This is a genomic window from Massilia sp. 05N420, from assembly GCF_056397205.1.
In genome coordinates this window covers 22,679-35,876 of the sequence record NZ_JBFTMX010000021.1, presented here as the reverse complement: position 1 = coordinate 35,876, position 13,198 = coordinate 22,679, and the positions used below count along the sequence as shown (strand labels likewise).

Below are 13,198 nucleotides of genomic sequence, written 5' to 3'. Positions count from 1 at the left end.
GAGCGCCTCACTGGCTAACCGACGGACGCTCCCGCAGCGCGTAGACATCCCTGAAGTCGAGATCACGCGCCACGTGGATCACTACCTGGGATGCCTGCGGCGCCGTCAGGGTTGGCTGGATATTCAGGGTCGACTTGAGCACGTCGCTCATGACCTGCTGCGCACCGCCGGTAATGTTGGGGAAGGCGATCGTCGTATTGTTGTTGCCACCTCCCTGGTGCAGCGCAGTCAGGTAGGGACCGACGTCGCTGACGACGCTCAGCAGGATCGCGGCGCCGAAGCGGTCCCAGAAGTGGTTGTCGACGTCACCGGCGATTCCCGGCCGGCCGAGCGAGTCGGCGCCACCGGAATCGACGTCGACGAGAACGTGGTTCGGCGTCTCGCCGCGAGACCATACGATGCCGACGCGGCGCTGCCCTTGCGCTACACCATTGGCTTGCTGGCCGACCCATTTCGTGCCGCGCTCGAGCAGAACCACCCTGCCATCGGCGCTGCGCACGTCCTCGGCCTGGATGCAGGTTACGAGGCCGGGCAAGGTCGTGTCGAGCGCTTCGACCACGTTGCAGGGAATCTTGGTACCCTGTGTGATCAACATGCTCGGGTCGGCCAGCATGTAGGCCCGTGTGCCGGCCGCACGGGTCTGCTGCGCCGGGTGGACTGCCCCATCAGCGCTGGCCGGACCGGCAGTGGCTGACATTTGGGCAGAGGCGCTCGTCCCGGCGCCCCTGATTCCTTGGGTTTCGGCCACCTTGAAGACAAGAGGAGACTCCAGCCGCCGCTTCATCCGCTGCTGGGTGGGTGTCAATGGCGCCGCGGCTGTCGCTACAGCAGGCGTTGCGCCCGGCGAACCCGGTGTACTTGCCGTTACACCGGCCTGCCCGGTCGAAGGCGTGAGTGGCGGAAGTGGCGGTTCCTGCTTCAACTCGGGGAAGGTAGGCGGCTTGAGTGGCGGCAGGCTGGCCGTAACCGGAAACACAGCCTCGCGCGCCGGCTCGGTCGCCTCCTTGTGCCTGTCGTAAACGGCGGCGTAGTAGCGCCACAAGGCCAGCCCCGCGACCGTCACCACGCTGGCGACGATGACCAGGTTGCTTGCCTTGTTCTGCAAGCGAAGCCCACGGTCTACTGTTGCCGCGTCGCGCTCGCCCTCGATGACATTGTCGGCGTCATCGTCGCCCCTGACGCCGCGGTCCTGCCTGAACGGGAACAGCTTCATCGCTTTTCTCCTTTGACGACACGTTCGACGTTGGGAGACGAGGTATTCGTCGCGGGATGCGGCGCACCAGCATCGAACCCTTCGTTGAAGATGCACGCCACGATCTTCCCCGAGCGCAGGACGAACTTGCGGCGCACCGCATGGACTTCGACCGTCCCGTCGCTCGCGACCGAGATGTTCTCGACCCGCTCCAGTTGGTCGCCATCGCCCGTAGCCGCATAGATCGCAGGTACCTGGGCGCGCGCTGGAAAGCGGAAGTACGTGACGGTCCCGTCGTCCCACGCCTCGCCCGGAGACAGTTCGCCCGCGCCCTGGACCGTATAGTTGCGATTCCGGACCGCACCAGCGTGATCGAGGAGCGCCTCGATCCGCTCCTGTTCCTTTGCCTTGGCCTGCGCCGCGTGCTCCGCCGACGGATAGCGGAAGCGCACCGTCAGGTAGGCGACTTCCTTTGGCGGGGCCAGGCGCATGTCGAAGTTGTAGGCGCGCTTGTTGGTGATGACCTGGATGTTGGTCGCCGCTGCCTTGACGGCCGGCTTGAAGAACACGCCGTTTCGCTTGCCGGTGCTTGCGGCCTGCCAAGCGTCGGTATCGCCACCGACCATGTCCACCAGCTGCTCGTCCGGCTCGAACAGGATCATCGTGGAGGCACCGACCTTCCCGTAGATCGTCACCACGTTGTTCGGGTCGTAGTCGACGAAACGGATGCGTGGGTCGCCCTTCGACGCGACCGGTTCTTGGGCGGCGTGGGCCTGCAGCGCCAGCATGCCCGCCAGCGCGCAGGCGATCAGCTTCGTCCTCATGGCGTCACCTCCCGGGCCGTCGCTACTGGTGCGGTCAACGCCATCGGCCTTCCCTGTTGCGCCGGCGCTGGCCGGGGCGTGTCCGGCTGGCGAACCGCTGGTGCGGCGCCAAGGTCCGGGTCCTTGATGTAGTCCGTGATCTCCATGCCCAGGTCGTTGACGCGGCGGCTGCGCTCGTCGGTCGCCACGTTGACCCAGCGGAATGGGAGCGTCGCGATCCAGTTCGTCGGTTCGCCAACTGGCTGATCCGCCCGGGTCGTGCGCACGGAAAAGCTCGCCCTGACGCCTGTAGCTGCGCCGAGCCCGTTGCGCGTGATCGTGATCGCACCGAGCTGGATGCGGACCTTTCCATCCTTCTTGTAGACGTTCATCGGCGAAGCCGGGTTGGCGGTATCCCAGTACGAAGCCCATTGCGCCCGCAGTTGCGGACTCATGAACGCAGCGGCGTCGTAGTAGTTATCCTCGGCGGTGTCGAAGGTGTAGTTCTCCCGCGCGCGCAGGAAGGTGGCGATGCTGCGCCGGATCGTCGCTGCTTCCGGCGTGACCTGGTAGGCGCTGAGCGATAGCAGCGGGCTCGTCGCCCCGGTCGACTTGTCGACCACCAGCACTTCGGGCGGCGGCGCCGGCCGCATCGAGGTATGGATGGCGCCGGCGGCGATCCCGAACGCCGCGACCGTGAGCATGCATGCGCCGGCCGCTACGCGCCACGCGGTCCTGCGCGAGCGCTGTTCCGCGTCGGTCTGACGGTCGGACTCAGCGGCGGAATGTTCCAGCAAGAGTTGAATGTCGTCGTGCATTTCGATGAACCGGCGCAGCTCGTTCAAGTGGACAGCGAGCGCGTCCTTGGCTTGCGTGGTCTTCATTGAGCACTCCTATGCGGCCGTGCCGCAGCTTGGATAGACGGCGCCAGCCTGTGCCGGCGCATTGATGGGGCGACGGTGCGTGCCGTCGCACGTGGGCAGCTTGGCAGCACAGCTGGCCAGCATTGCGGATGTCACAACCAGCAGGATCAGTTTGCGCATGACGTCCTCACCGTTTTGTTTGCGAGATCTTCGTTTGAGAAATCGAATTCCTTGGCCTGCCCCGGAACGCGCCCTGGGTCGCGCCCCAGGTCTTGCGGCCTACGTAGCGCACCGGCCGCGTCGAGTAATCCACGCCCTTGCCAATCATCTGCCCGCCATGGCGATGCATCAGGCTTCCCGCAAGGCGGCCCATGCCGAACGAAGACAGGGCGACGCCGCCCGCTAGGCCTGCAGCGATGGTCAACACCGACGCCAGCGCAAGGAGCGAGATCAATCCCATGACCAGGAACGGAAAGATCTGGTCGACCTGGCCGGCATTCGCGATCGCCGTTGCCGAAGCGGCCCGGGAAAACAACTTGAGCACCAGCAGGTTGACCGCCATGACCAGGACAGGCACGAGGAAGTAGTTGCTGAGCTGGCGGATCCAGGAATTGAAATATCCTGCCGTCGTCTCGAACAGCAGGCTGATGATGAACAGCGGTCCGAGTGCGAGGATCGCCGTCAGCGCCACCTTCGACAGGGCCATCAGGAAGAAGCCGTAGGCCGTCACGACGATGATCAGCGACCACACTGCCAGGGCGATGAAGTACAGGCCGACGTCGCCGTTGAACAGGCCGGCCTTGGCCCAGAACTGCTTGCCAATGTCGAAACCCTGGCTGAGCAGCAGGTCGAGGTTTCCGGTAAAGCCGTCGGGGTCCGGCGCCCGTATCATCGCTGCGGCAAGCTGGTCCGGGCCATGCAGAAAGGTTTCCGTGATGACGGTGTTGTACTCGGCCAAGCCGATCCCGGTGCCGAAGATGAGAGACACCTTCAGCACCCGTTCGGCCATGTCGAGCAGCGGCTCTCGGATTGCCCCGCGCATGCTCGCAAAACCCCAGAGCACGACATACACGCCGAGGAAGGTGAACGCTACTGGCGCGATCGCCTGGGCGACGGCGGCAACCTGTTCGCCGACATAGGCGTCGCACACCCGCTCGATGTACGCGAGGCTGCTGGTGAAGAACGTCCCCGGGACAGCCATACGGTCACCTATGGGGTCGCGTTCGGGAAGCTTCCGCTGCCAGCCGAGGCGATGCGTTCCGCCCGCGTCGCGTTCACGCAGTTCGGATCATCGCCCTTTCGGCCAGGGTCATTCGCGCAAGCCGTGAATACTTTCTTGCGCAGGTCCGGATGTTTCAGGTAGTCGTCGACCGTGAGCACGCGATCGCCGGTTGCAGCCGCAAGTGTCGCGTCCTGCTTCGTGCATCCGCTACCCAAGCATGCCATTGCTGCGAGAATCACTACGTCGACGATGTTGCGATTGAAGTTCATTACTGGCTCCTTTGGGTTATTGAATTCGTCAGGGAAGGCTGGTGTCGATAGTCGGGAAATTCCCTTGCCCCGACGAGGCTGCGCGCATCTGGTTGACCATCAGTCTCTGCGCCTCGGTCTGAGCAGTAGCGCCGTTCCCGGCGGCAGCAAGCTGGTTCTGGTCATTCACCAAGGCAGCGTGTTCGATGGCGATGGCGTTGGAGAGGTCGTATGCCGCTTTTGGATCGTTGGTCGTCGCAAGGGCGCCCGTCAGCATCCGCAGGCGCTGCTCACGCACGATGGCGTCGTTGTATGCCGCCTGCGCCATCGCCTGGTTCGCGGCCGAGATGTTCTGCGACTGGCTCAGGAACGACTGCAGCGCCGGCGACAGGCCGGCTACTTGCGTCGGGGTCAGGATCGCTTGCGCCGACCTGATCTCCTGGGCGAGCGTCGAAAGCTGGGTCATCGACTGCGTCCAGTCGGCCGGCAGCACGCGCGTAGCGGCCGGCAGCAGAGTCGCCATGCCGCGGTTGCCGGTCATTGAATCGATCTGGATACGCATCTGCGCGTATTGCTGTTCCCATGCCCTCACCTGCTTGATTGCTTCCGCCAGCGCTTTCGGATCGGTCACGACCAGTTGAGCGTGCGCCGACAACGAGCCGCTGCTCAGCAGAACCGCGGCGATGATGTTCCGGTATCTCATGCCCTGCTCCTTTCATTGATAAAGTGCGGGTACCATTCATCGACGTCCTCGCCGTACTGCTCGATCAGGCGGTCCATCAGCGCCAGGTTCGACGTCCGCGCCGACAGCACGGCTAGATCGTCGTCCATGCCGTCGAGCGGCAGCTTGAGGACGACGGAATGGTGTCCCTGCCTGAACAGGAACATTCCGCTCCCTTCCGGCATTTCGGTCTTGATGATCTCGAACTCGCGTTCGGACAATCCAAGGCCGTCCACGTAGTCCTTCTTGCGCGCACCCGGGTTCGGGAACAGGAACAGCGTCGCAACCTGCTCGATCAACGTGCGGCTGATCGGGTGATTGATGGCGTCACTTGGCGAGTTCGAGTCCAGCGCCACGAAACCGTTCTTCTTGCGCAGCGTGCGCAGCATGTCGTCGCAGAACGCGGCAAACTTGGCGTCCCCCAGCGCCTTCCAGAACTCGGAGATCCAGACGCCGAGCCTGCGCCCGTCGATCAGGCGGCTCGTCAGGTAGAACAGGTGCATGTTGATCGGCGTTCGCAGTTCCGGATCGTCGAGGAAGCTGGTCACGTCGAAGGCGGTGGTCTGCACCGAACCAAGGCTGGAGGCGAGCGTGTCGATCTGGTTGTCGAACACCCAGGCGAGCGTCCCGTCCTTGCGGCCAGGCTCGCGCGCGTGGCACCACTTGGACAGGCGCTCATACACGCTCTCGGCGCCCTTCGGCAAATAGTCCAGCACGCGGCCGAGCCGGCGGTTCCCGGGTGCCAGACGCATGACAGCGTCAATCGCGTAATCGAGCTCCTTTTCCTCGGACACGCTCAAGGGCTTCGCATCGACCTCGAGGCCCTCGTGCGTCAGCATCGGCCGCGACACGAGACGCCGGACCAGCCGCCGGAGATATGGGAGCGCCGCCTTTTCCTGCGGGTCGAGGCTGAAGGGATTCCAGCCGGTCGACGCGCCAGGCTCGATCCGGTAGACCGTTCCCCCGAGCCGGCGCACGGCGATCTCGGTATCGCGGTCCTTCGAGAACAGCACCGAGGTCAGCCCATACTTCTGCATCAACGTCAGCACGAACATCGCAGCTGCAGTCTTGCCCGAACCGGTGGGCCCGAGGAACATCGAGTGTGCAACGTCCCTCTTGTTGCCGCCGTTCTGGGCTTTTGGGTCGGCTGCGTGCAGGTTCAGGTAATGCGGCGTGCCGGCCGCGGTCACCAGCATCGTGACCGCATCGCCCCAGTGGTTGCCACTGCGCCGACCCACCGGGAAGTTATGAAGGGGCATGAAGCCGCAGGCATTACGGCTGTTGATCAGCGAAAGCCTGGGCCGATACCGGTGGTTCCCCGGAAGCTGCGCCCAATACGACGCCTCGCAAGCCAGATCCTCGCGCGCGCTGACGATGCCGGCATCGGTCAGCACGGCACGGGCCTTGTCGACGTTCTGGTTCAATTCCCGCAGTGTCGTTCCCTTGACCTGCACGCTGTAGTGATGCGCTCCCATGACCAAGCGACGCGACGCGAGGTCGTCCGCCGCATCGGGCAATTCGTCGCGCTGCGAAATAGCGGCGTCACCCGCGTTTTCCATCCGGACGCCAGTCGTGCGCATCTGCTCCAGTGCCGCATCCTTGCGCGAGAACGTGAAGGACTGGGTCACTACCAGTTCGAACGGCAGGGTCAGGAGGTCGTCGAGGTAGAGCGGATGGGTCTCGGCCGGATAGCCGTTGATGCCCAACATCGCAGAAAAGCTCGTCCCGCCGGCGCGACGGATTTCGATGGTTTCGGCGCCGAAAAGCGGGCGCGTAGTGCCGACCAGCGACCGCAGCCGGCACGGCGCAAGCGCGATCCGTTCCCATGTGCCATTCGCCAGGTAGCCGAAGAACTCGGCCGGCTCGGAAAACCATACGCCGTCGCGCTCGTACAGCGCCAGCCGCTCCGCGTCGTAGTAGCGCAGGGCCGCGATCAGTCCGTCGACGATGGCATCGAGCTCGGCGACGTTTTCGCGCCGCTCCGTCTCGATGGCTTCGCACGTGCGCGCAGAGAAGAGCTTCCCCAGCTTCCCGCCCGTCCACCATGGGTTCGGACGAAACACCAGCGTCAGGTAAAGCTCGTTCGCCATCAGGCGTTCGCTGCCGATCTTCGCGGCGTAGCGTTCGTTGAGCTCGCGCGCATAACCGGATGGATAGTCGCCCTCCGGATAGGCTCCTTCCTCGCGCCGCACGATGTGCTGCCAGATCGTGAGCCTTGGATCGGCGAGGCTGAGCATGATCCTGTTAAGCCTGTCGTGCCGGGTGTTCAACTCTGCGTTCGACGCGCATTCGAAGGCCGCGCCTTCAAGTTTAAGCACGCAGACATAGTCGCCGGCATTGGTCAGTATCACGCTTGGCGTGAGGTGGAATTCATAGGGCACGTTCTGCTCATGCAGCAAGTCGCGCCCCGCCGCGTTTGCGCGGCGAGCAGTCGTGCGTTCAGGATTCGACATGCGTGTTCTCCTTTCCCAGGCGCCGCTGAAGGCGCCAGCGTTGAACAAACGTGATCCGCCGGCGCAGCGCCAGTGGCGAGTACGACGAGGCCGACCAGTAGCCACGAGTGGCGACCAGTCCGTTCGCCTTCGTCCGCAGCCACAGCACCAGCAGCTCGAAGCTGCGCGGGTCCTTCAGGCAGACCAGGTAGCAGATCCCGTGGATCGGGACGCAGATGAGCACCCACAGCAGGTTCCTGGTCCAGACCAGGGCCTCGACCGACGCCATGAGGTTGAGCATCAGAGCCGGATATGGCACGCCCCACCTCATGGCCGGCCGGGTAAGGCCGACGGCAAGGGAATCTACCTTGATGCCGTCGTCGTCCATGTCAGACTCCCATCAGCGTGCGGAACCAGGACACGATCTGGTCGCTGCCGAACATCATGCCGATGCCTACCAGGCCCCCGACGAACCAGCCCCAGTTCACGCGCCCCATCAGGCAGAGCACGCCGACGACCAGCACGGCAATTCCGGCGAAGGGCGTGAGTGTCTGCACGAGGTCCGACTTCAGGGTCGTTCCTGAGTTGGCGAACGGAGGCGCCGCAAGTACAAGTTCTGGGAAAAGGCAGCAAGCTACAACGGCGCCCAACAAGACAAGCTGCAGGGTACGAGCAGTTTTCATGGCAGTTCCTTTGCAGGGGGTTGAGAATCGGAAGGTGAAACACCGCGCCGGTAGACATCCCAGAACGGCGCCGGTGGTGGCGTAGACGAAGTGCGTTTGATATCGGCAGTGGCATCGGCCCCGGCAGCACGTGCGTGCACGCGCAGCGGTTTCTGGTCTGGTAGCTGGCTCAGCTCGCGCTGGAGCGCTTTCACGTTTTCCTCGTGCCGATGCAAGTTAGCCTGAGCGTCGTCTGTAGATGCTTGCGCCATCGACTCGCGTGCAGCGCCAAGCGCCTGCTGCTCGGCTACGAGTTCGGACGCGAGAATGGTGCGGCGATCGGCATCACGAGCCTGCTGGCTCGCCTTGTCGATAGAAGGAAACGGTTCGTTACCTCTCGCCAATGAACACAGTGATATTGCGCAGAAGATCAGCAACTTTCGAAGCAAACTCATGTCTGGCTCCTTGCGGTGACATGGGCCTGACGATAGGCTAGGTTCCTGCTGCTACCCTTGATGAGTATCATTCAATCAGGTGTTTAATTAACACCTTATTTAAGTACACTTAGGCGTCATGGATCAGCGCCTTCCCAGCCACAGAAAGGTGTGTATGAGGAAAAATAAGCGGCTGACCACGGAAGAATTCGAGGCGATCCGCCCGCATCTGGCGAGGATGAAAGACCGGAACGTGGAGGCCATCAAGGCCATCCTCGTGGAAGGCCGCCCGCAGAAGGACGTGGCGGCGGAACTGGATGTGTCGGCAGTCGCGGTGAGCTCGATGGTGCGCAGTGCGTGGGAATACCACATCACGCATGGCGTCCGCCCTGAGGGCTGGGTCAGCGTCAGCGTGGTCCTGCCACCAGAGATGGCGCAACTCGTCAGAGAGATGGAACGTAACGCACGTGAAAATCTAAAGGCGAAAAAGTGAAGATCTTCATCCCGGCCAATCAGAAAGGCGGCGTTGGCAAGACCAACACCTCGTTCCACTTCACCCATTACCTTGCCGAACAAGGCAAACGCGTGCTCGGCCTCGATGGAGACGAACAGGGCAACTACAGTCGCGCGATGAGTGAATACGTGCAGCTGGGAATGAGCGCCAGCCAGCTGTTCGGGGACACTCCTCTAGCCCTGCCCGATGCACCTGGCGCGATTACAGTCCTTCATGCGGATAAGGAAAAGCTGCGCATGGTCGAGCGCGCGGGCTTGAGCGATGCACAGCTGGTGTCCAGCCTGCGCGCACGTCTTGCGGAACTTGCGCCCCGCTTCGATTACCTCGTCATCGATTCGGCCGGATCGAACAGTCGCATTGCCAACGCCCTCCTCTTCGTCAGCGACTTCGCGTTGGTCCCGACGAAGATCGACCAGGACAGCATCGACGTGTCGGTGGAAGTCATGAAGCGAATCGCGTCGATCAGGCATACCTGGAACCCGGCGCTGGTCAACCTTGGCATCCTGCCGAACGAATACGACTCGCGCCAGCCGGCGCAGGTCAAGAGCCTCAAGGCCCTGCTCGGCAAATACCCGCAATTTATCTTCCCAGCCTTTATCGCGGATCGCTCAGCGTACCGGGAGGCTTCGGCTGCCCGGACACCCGTGTGGCGGCTGAAAAGCGAAACCGATGGCCGGACGAAAACGTCTGCACGCGATGCGGCAGTCGAAATCCGTACCGTCTTCAGCATGCTGTTCGACAGGATGGAGGCGCAATCATGAACCTCGACCTGACAGGCCTGGCTGACATCGCTCCGCCTGTAGCCGGCGAGCCGCTGCTGGTTCGACTTGACGCCATCGACTGCGATCCGAACCAGCCGCGCAAGCACTTCGACGAGGGGTCCCTGCAGGAACTCGCTGACAGCATCAGCGTGATCGGCGTCGTACAGCCGATCTCCGTACGCCCTGATCCTGAGGCGCCACGGCGCTACATCATCAATTATGGCGAGCGCAGATACCGCGCGGCCTTTATCGCCGGGCTCCAGGCGATTCCGGTCTTCGTGCACAGGACACCCGACAGCTATACCCAGGTCGCCGAGAACCTTCACCGCGCTGACCTGTCGCCGATGGAGATGGCGCTGTTCATCAAACGGCGCCTGGATGCTGGCGAGACGAAGAGCGAGATCGCGGCCAGGCTGGGCTACAAGAAGAGCTATGTGACCGAGCATCTTGCGCTGCTGGAGTCGCCAGCGTGCGTCGAGAAGGCGTACGCGAACGGCGTCACGTCGGCGCGTACCTTGTACGACCTGCGCAGGCTGCACGATGAGTTTCCGCAGCAAGTGGACGCTTGGTTTGAGGACGGGGGCGAGGTGACGCGCGAGTCGGTGGCGGCGCTGGCTGAAAGAGTTCGTCATGACGAACAGTTGGGCAAGGGGTCGGGCGACACTCAAATCGACCTTGCGTTGCCAGTTCCGCCCCCGTCCGGTGCCGGCGTGGCCTTCAGCCAACCGGCATCGAACGATCAAGTAGAAACAGTTCGTCATGACGAACAGTTGGATGGGATACCGCGAGATATTCCAGGCGATGAAATGGCAGCCGAACGGAACGCTGTGCAGCGCGAGCCTGCGCATGCCTTGACGACAGTAACGAAGAGTCCCCGTTCCCAGCCCCAGCGCCACGGGCAGCAAGATGGCGCCACCGATACCGCCCGGCTGTCCTCTCGCTTGCGCATACGGGTAGAGCACAACGGCCGCAGCGCGATGGTTCAGGAGAACAGCGTCATACACCTTCGATACGAAGACGGAAGCATGGCGGATGTGCGACTTGCGGATACCGTCGTCATTGCCGCTGTCAGGGCGTGAATACTTCCTTCAACGATATCGGAGCGTACTGTGCGGAGAAGAGCATCGCTGTTCGGGAAGTCGGCTAAGGCTTTGGTGCGTGTGGTGAGGTCGGCTTTGTTCGTGGCCCTGCTGCTAGCGTCTCGTGTGCTGGTGCCGGTTCTGCGGGTGATGGCGACGGCAGGACTTCTCGTGTTCGGGTTCTGTGCGTTGGCGAAGCGCGACCAGGTCGTGGCGATGTGGGCTGGGGCCGCCCTGGCTGCAGGTTCCGTTGCGTTGGAGTTGGCGCTTGGCGCCGCAGTTCGTGAGCTAGCGCCTTCTGATGTCGTTGTGATTTCCGAGGTGTGAGCGTAGTGGCGAGATTGTCCCGCAGTCCCGAAGGGACGAGGACCCGTCTGTTAATCCGCCAGGATTAACAACACGAGACGTTAGTCTATCCTGCCCTCCTCGAACCTAAAAGCAGTAACGAACCGTTGAATGCAAACGGAGCAGGCAAAGGAAACGCAGTCGGTTTTCAACGTTAGCGAGATCGGGAGAGCTGTCATGGCGGTGATCGGAGCACGGGTTGATGGCGAGATTAAGGAGGCATTCGATGCGCTTGCGCGGGCGAGATCGATGACGACATCGCGCCTGGCAGGGACGTTGATCACTGATTTCATCAGGGGCGAGCATGGAGGAGCTGCGCAAACGTCGACGAGTGCGGCATTGCCGGCGCTGGCTTATCCAGCCGCGCATGCTGGCGCCAAGACTGAAATGGTTCACGTGCGTCTCGAACCCTATTACTACAACGAGCTTGGACGGCTGGCGGCGCAGCGTCGGTGGTATCGCAGCGCCTATCTCGCAAACCTCCTCTATGCACATATCGATCGACGGCCGGTGCTGTGCCATGACGAGGTTAACGCAGTTCGGCAGGTCGCTCGGCAGTTGGCGGATATCGGCCGCAACGTCAACCAGATCGCAAGAAAAGTGAACATCGATCCCGACCGCGCCGACCTGTCCGCCTTTGACTTCGAACTGATCCGGATGCTGCTCGATGTCGAGACCGCGGCAGTCAAGGAGCTTGTGCATGCGAACCTGCGTACTTGGGGAGCGACCGATGTCCAGTAAGCTTGGAATCGTACCGGACCGCGATGGGCGCAAGTCGGGTTTGCGGCGGCTCGTCTATCGTTCACAGTCTCAGCCACGCAATGCCGACGGCGACTGGCAAGCTACCAAGGACAGGCTGCGTCGCACCGTCGCGCGAGTGCCGGAAGTCGTAATCAAGGTCACGGGCGGCGGATCGAAAAGTGCTGGCGTGCTGCGTTACATGAACTACATCTCACGCAGCGGATCGCTCACCACGGTCGACCAGGACGGCACACGCCTGGACGGCAAGGACAGCGTCCGTAATGTGCACGAGTCCTGGGATCTCGACCTGCAACGCGCCCCCGACAACCGCGGCGCGGCCTTACACCATTCCTTCAACATCATCTTTTCGATGCCGGCCAAGACCGACCCGGCCAAGCTGCTCGAGGCAGTGCAGGCTTTCGCCCAGCAGCACTTTGCCAAGCGCCAGTACATCATGGCGCTGCATACACCGGAGACTGACCCGAGCAATGATCCACCCCCGCATCCACATGTGCACGTGATCGTGCGCGCCGAAGATGAAGACGGGCATCGCCTTCATATCCGCAAATCGACCTTGCGGATCTGGCGCGAATCATTCGCGGCCGCACTACGGGCGCGCGGGATCGAGGCGAACGCCACCTCCAGGGCGGAACGCGGTGTGTCGCTCAAGGGACGGAGCAGCGCTGAATACCACATCAGGGAGCGCGGCGACGTATCGACGGCCCAAGTGCGACGCTTCGCCGAAGCGGCGGAAGACCTGCGCAAGGGCAACACCCAGCTCAAACCGTGGGAAGTTGCAATGGCGGCGCGCCGACGTGATGTGTTGGTAGAACTCGCACGAAATGCCGACGCCCTACGCCACGAAGGCGATTTCGAACTTGCCGAACAGGTCGAACGGTTTGCTCGTGGCTTGCCTTCACTTGAAAGCGAACGGCGCAGAATGCAGCGTGCGCTTGTCGAACAAGTGAAAGCGCGACTGGTGCGCAAACAGGTAGAGGACCTCGTGCCGCCACAGGAGCGAGACACTCAATAAATTCTTTGCCAAGTTAGTGGAAGACGCGACTATGCCAAATATCCGACAGGGACATTGAAAGGCGCGAAACTGCAGCAGGTATTGACCGCAACAGCTATTGATAAAATTTGCCACACGGTTGTGCAGTACTTTAAGCCTTAACGATTCC

General features: G+C 62.5%; 15 protein-coding genes. 5 read left to right on the top strand and 10 right to left on the bottom strand.

Annotated features, from left to right (window positions below; translation table 11 throughout):
- Positions 1 to 7 precede the first annotated feature (7 nt).
- The 10 genes from virB10 to AC1DIX_RS15640 all read right to left on the bottom strand — a co-directional run bounded on the left by virB10 (position 8) and on the right by AC1DIX_RS15640 (position 8,598).
- Complete coding sequence (gene virB10 / locus AC1DIX_RS15685; RefSeq protein WP_477325542.1) at positions 8 to 1,213, bottom strand: type IV secretion system protein VirB10; 1,206 nt, start codon at positions 1,211 to 1,213, stop codon at positions 8 to 10.
- Positions 1,210 to 2,016 (bottom strand): TrbG/VirB9 family P-type conjugative transfer protein, encoded by an 807-nt coding sequence (locus tag AC1DIX_RS15680; RefSeq protein ID WP_477325540.1) that lies wholly within the window; start codon positions 2,014 to 2,016, stop codon positions 1,210 to 1,212. The genes virB10 and AC1DIX_RS15680 overlap by 4 nt, the downstream gene beginning before the upstream one ends.
- Positions 2,013 to 2,879 (bottom strand): VirB8 family type IV secretion system protein, encoded by an 867-nt coding sequence (locus tag AC1DIX_RS15675; protein WP_477325538.1) that lies wholly within the window; start codon positions 2,877 to 2,879, stop codon positions 2,013 to 2,015. The genes AC1DIX_RS15680 and AC1DIX_RS15675 overlap by 4 nt, the downstream gene beginning before the upstream one ends.
- Before the next feature lie 166 nt (positions 2,880 to 3,045).
- The gene (locus AC1DIX_RS15670) at positions 3,046 to 4,059 is read right to left on the bottom strand and encodes a TrbL/VirB6 family protein (RefSeq protein ID WP_477325536.1); all 1,014 of its coding nucleotides are present in this window, start codon (positions 4,057 to 4,059) and stop codon (positions 3,046 to 3,048) included.
- An 8-nt stretch (positions 4,060 to 4,067) separates the two neighbouring features.
- Positions 4,068 to 4,349, bottom strand: coding sequence for an EexN family lipoprotein (locus AC1DIX_RS15665; protein ID WP_477325534.1), 282 nt, complete (start codon positions 4,347 to 4,349; stop codon positions 4,068 to 4,070).
- A 28-nt stretch (positions 4,350 to 4,377) separates the two neighbouring features.
- The gene (locus AC1DIX_RS15660; RefSeq protein ID WP_477325532.1) at positions 4,378 to 5,031 is read right to left on the bottom strand and encodes a type IV secretion system protein; all 654 of its coding nucleotides are present in this window, start codon (positions 5,029 to 5,031) and stop codon (positions 4,378 to 4,380) included.
- The gene (locus AC1DIX_RS15655; RefSeq protein ID WP_477325530.1) at positions 5,028 to 7,502 is read right to left on the bottom strand and encodes a VirB4 family type IV secretion/conjugal transfer ATPase; all 2,475 of its coding nucleotides are present in this window, start codon (positions 7,500 to 7,502) and stop codon (positions 5,028 to 5,030) included. The genes AC1DIX_RS15660 and AC1DIX_RS15655 overlap by 4 nt, the downstream gene beginning before the upstream one ends.
- The gene (locus AC1DIX_RS15650; RefSeq protein WP_477325528.1) at positions 7,489 to 7,869 is read right to left on the bottom strand and encodes a VirB3 family type IV secretion system protein; all 381 of its coding nucleotides are present in this window, start codon (positions 7,867 to 7,869) and stop codon (positions 7,489 to 7,491) included. The genes AC1DIX_RS15655 and AC1DIX_RS15650 overlap by 14 nt, the downstream gene beginning before the upstream one ends.
- A 1-nt stretch (position 7,870) precedes the next feature.
- On the bottom strand, positions 7,871 to 8,164 hold the full coding sequence (locus tag AC1DIX_RS15645; protein WP_477325526.1) for a TrbC/VirB2 family protein: 294 nt from the start codon (positions 8,162 to 8,164) through the stop codon (positions 7,871 to 7,873).
- A complete protein-coding gene (locus AC1DIX_RS15640) occupies positions 8,161 to 8,598 on the bottom strand; it encodes a hypothetical protein (protein ID WP_477325524.1) in 438 nt (145 codons plus the stop codon). Before AC1DIX_RS15640 ends, AC1DIX_RS15645 begins: the two co-directional genes overlap by 4 nt.
- A gap of 154 nt (positions 8,599 to 8,752) precedes the next feature.
- On the opposite strand from AC1DIX_RS15640, the gene AC1DIX_RS15635 reads away from it, so the two are divergent.
- The 5 genes from AC1DIX_RS15635 (at position 8,753) to AC1DIX_RS15615 (ending at position 13,050) form a co-directional block, all read left to right on the top strand.
- Complete coding sequence (locus AC1DIX_RS15635) at positions 8,753 to 9,070, top strand: TrfB-related DNA-binding protein (RefSeq protein WP_477325522.1); 318 nt, start codon at positions 8,753 to 8,755, stop codon at positions 9,068 to 9,070.
- Positions 9,067 to 9,852: a ParA family protein gene (locus AC1DIX_RS15630; RefSeq protein WP_477325520.1), complete on the top strand. Its 786-nt coding sequence runs from the start codon at positions 9,067 to 9,069 to the stop codon at positions 9,850 to 9,852. The genes AC1DIX_RS15635 and AC1DIX_RS15630 overlap by 4 nt, the downstream gene beginning before the upstream one ends.
- Positions 9,849 to 10,931 carry a ParB/RepB/Spo0J family partition protein gene (locus AC1DIX_RS15625; RefSeq protein ID WP_477325518.1) on the top strand — a complete coding sequence of 361 codons (1,083 nt, stop codon included), beginning with the start codon at positions 9,849 to 9,851 and terminating at the stop codon, positions 10,929 to 10,931. The genes AC1DIX_RS15630 and AC1DIX_RS15625 overlap by 4 nt, the downstream gene beginning before the upstream one ends.
- 456 nt (positions 10,932 to 11,387) lie before the next feature.
- Entirely contained in the window at positions 11,388 to 12,017 is a 630-nt protein-coding gene (gene mobC, locus AC1DIX_RS15620) for a plasmid mobilization relaxosome protein MobC (protein ID WP_477325516.1), read from the top strand.
- Positions 12,007 to 13,050: a relaxase/mobilization nuclease domain-containing protein gene (locus AC1DIX_RS15615; protein ID WP_477325514.1), complete on the top strand. Its 1,044-nt coding sequence runs from the start codon at positions 12,007 to 12,009 to the stop codon at positions 13,048 to 13,050. Before mobC ends, AC1DIX_RS15615 begins: the two co-directional genes overlap by 11 nt.
- The last annotated feature ends 148 nt before the right edge of the window (positions 13,051 to 13,198 follow it).

Bases quoted from the DNA above. Each gene is read 5' to 3' on its own strand.
- virB10 (WP_477325542.1), bottom strand. From the start codon at position 1,213: ATGAAGCTGTTCCCGTTCAGGCAGGACCGCGGCGTCAGGGGCGACGAT.
- AC1DIX_RS15680 (WP_477325540.1), bottom strand. From the start codon at position 2,016: ATGAGGACGAAGCTGATCGCCTGCGCGCTGGCGGGCATGCTGGCGCTG.
- AC1DIX_RS15675 (WP_477325538.1), bottom strand. From the start codon at position 2,879: ATGAAGACCACGCAAGCCAAGGACGCGCTCGCTGTCCACTTGAACGAG.
- AC1DIX_RS15670 (WP_477325536.1), bottom strand. From the start codon at position 4,059: ATGGCTGTCCCGGGGACGTTCTTCACCAGCAGCCTCGCGTACATCGAG.
- AC1DIX_RS15665 (WP_477325534.1), bottom strand. From the start codon at position 4,349: ATGAACTTCAATCGCAACATCGTCGACGTAGTGATTCTCGCAGCAATG.
- AC1DIX_RS15660 (WP_477325532.1), bottom strand. From the start codon at position 5,031: ATGAGATACCGGAACATCATCGCCGCGGTTCTGCTGAGCAGCGGCTCG.
- AC1DIX_RS15655 (WP_477325530.1), bottom strand. From the start codon at position 7,502: ATGTCGAATCCTGAACGCACGACTGCTCGCCGCGCAAACGCGGCGGGG.
- AC1DIX_RS15650 (WP_477325528.1), bottom strand. From the start codon at position 7,869: ATGGACGACGACGGCATCAAGGTAGATTCCCTTGCCGTCGGCCTTACC.
- AC1DIX_RS15645 (WP_477325526.1), bottom strand. From the start codon at position 8,164: ATGAAAACTGCTCGTACCCTGCAGCTTGTCTTGTTGGGCGCCGTTGTA.
- AC1DIX_RS15640 (WP_477325524.1), bottom strand. From the start codon at position 8,598: ATGAGTTTGCTTCGAAAGTTGCTGATCTTCTGCGCAATATCACTGTGT.
- AC1DIX_RS15635 (WP_477325522.1), top strand. From the start codon at position 8,753: ATGAGGAAAAATAAGCGGCTGACCACGGAAGAATTCGAGGCGATCCGC.
- AC1DIX_RS15625 (WP_477325518.1), top strand. From the start codon at position 9,849: ATGAACCTCGACCTGACAGGCCTGGCTGACATCGCTCCGCCTGTAGCC.
- mobC (WP_477325516.1), top strand. From the start codon at position 11,388: ATGCAAACGGAGCAGGCAAAGGAAACGCAGTCGGTTTTCAACGTTAGC.
- AC1DIX_RS15615 (WP_477325514.1), top strand. From the start codon at position 12,007: ATGTCCAGTAAGCTTGGAATCGTACCGGACCGCGATGGGCGCAAGTCG.